At 62.7% G+C, this 2,014-nt stretch carries 2 protein-coding genes; both read left to right on the top strand.

All coding sequences use genetic code 11. The features are described from left to right. On the top strand, window positions 1-1,139 hold a 1,139-nt coding region (locus A3728_RS13520), incomplete at its 5' end, for an FAD-dependent oxidoreductase (RefSeq protein ID WP_067924680.1). A 66-nt stretch (window positions 1,140-1,205) separates the two neighbouring features. After that, the coding region (gene hflK / locus A3728_RS13515) for a protease modulator HflK (RefSeq protein WP_201722325.1) at window positions 1,206-2,014 on the top strand (809 nt) is incomplete at its 3' end.

Below are 2,014 nucleotides of genomic sequence, written 5' to 3'. Positions count from 1 at the left end.
ACGCCGGGGTCGAAACTTTCGACCAGCGTGCGACAATGAAAGATGCGCATACCGTCGAACTCGCCGATGGGACCACCAAGACAGCCAAGCACGTGCTGATCGCAGTGGGCGGGCACCCGGTGCGCCCTGAACTGCCCAATGCCGAACTCGGCATCGTGTCGGATGACATTTTCAACCTCGAACAACTCCCGAAATCGATCCTGATCATCGGGGGCGGCTATATCGCTTGCGAATTTGCCTGCATCCTGAACGGGATGGGGGTCGAGGTGACGCAATATTACCGCGGTGCCCAGATCCTGCGCGGTTTCGACGAAGAGGCCCGCGGGCTGGTGGCCGAATGTATGCGGGACGAGGGGATCGACCTGCACATGGGCACCAATGTCGTCGACATGGAACTGCTGTCGGATCGCAAGAAACGCGGCGACACCGGCGGCGTGACAGAGCCCGGGGCGTCTTCGCATGAACCCAGCGACGACGGCGCCGATCCGATGCAGAAGGGGCCGATCTGGGTGAAATCGACCAACGGCGGCGAAAAGGTCTTCGACATGGTGCTTTTCGCCACCGGACGGGTGCCCAACACTGCCGATCTGGGGCTGGACAATACCGGCGTGAAGCTGGGACGCCGGAAAGAGATACTGGTGAACGAATACAGCCAGACCGATGTGCCCTCGATCTATGCCATCGGCGATGTGACCGACCGGGTGAACCTGACCCCGGTGGCGATCCGCGAAGGCATGGCGTTCGTCCAGACGGTCTTTGGCGGGGAAAAGACCGCCGTCGACCATAAACTGGTGCCGTCGGCGATCTTTACCCAGCCCGAGATGGGAACCGTCGGGATGAGCGAGGAAGAAGCGCGCGTCTGCGAGGAGGTGGAGGTTTATGTCACCTCCTTCCGGCCCATGCGCACCGCCTTTGCGCAGAAATCGAACCGGGTCTTGATGAAGCTGATCGTTTCGAAGGAAAATCGCACCGTGCTGGGTTGTCACATCGTCGCACCCGACGCGGGCGAGATGATCCAGCTTGCGGGGATCGCGGTCAAGGCAGGCTTGACCAAGGAGCAGTTCGATCAGACCTGCGCGGTCCATCCGACGATGACCGAAGAACTGGTAACCCTGCGAAAGCCGGCGCGAACTGCTTGAAATCGGCGGTATCGTGCACAATTTTGGGACAACGGGCCGGTTTGCGGCCGATGAAGGGAAGAATGAATGGCTGGCAACACGGGCGGCCCTTGGGGCGGCGGAGGAAACCGGGGTAGCGGCGGCGGGCGTGAAACCCCGCCCGGTGGCAACCGGGGCAACAACGACGGGGGCGGACGCGGGCCGCAGGACAAACCGCAAATCCCCGAGATCGACGAACTGGTAAGAAAAGGTCAGGAGCATCTGCGCGTCCTTATGGGCGGCGGCGGACGCGACCGGGGCGGTGACGGCGGCGGGCGCGGCCCCTCCGGTGGCCCCGCGCTGACACGCGGCACCGTGGGCCTTGGCCTTGTGGTGGCGCTGGTCCTGTGGCTTTTCGCGAGCCTCTACACCGTGCGGCCCGAACAGCAGTCCATCGAATTGCTGCTGGGCGATTTCTCCGAGATCGGCACCGAAGGTCTGAACTTCGCGCCTTGGCCCGTGGTCACGGCGGAAGTCTTCGATGTGACGACCAACCGTACCGAGGAAATCGGCGTGCGCCGTTCCGGCGGCGACAATGATGGCCTGATGCTGACGACGGACGAAAACATCGTCGACATCGACTTTCAGGTGGTCTGGAACATCAAGGACGCCAAGAATTTCAAGTTCTCCCTCCGCGATCCGGATGCCGCCGTGCGGGCGATCAGCGAATCCGCCATGCGTGAGGTTATCGCCCAGTCCGAACTGGCGCCGATCCTGAACCGGGATCGTGCCGCTGTCGAAGCGCGGGTGAAGGAACTGATCCAGGGCACGCTCGATAACCGTGAGTCCGGGATCAACGTGCTGCGCGTCAACCTCAACAAGGTCGACCCGCCAAGCCAGACCGTGCAGGTGACCGA

The sequence above is a fragment of the Sulfitobacter sp. HI0040 genome (genome assembly GCF_001634885.1).
In the GTDB taxonomy this organism is placed as follows: domain Bacteria; phylum Pseudomonadota; class Alphaproteobacteria; order Rhodobacterales; family Rhodobacteraceae; genus Sulfitobacter.
This window is presented reverse-complemented; position numbering and strand designations above follow the sequence as displayed.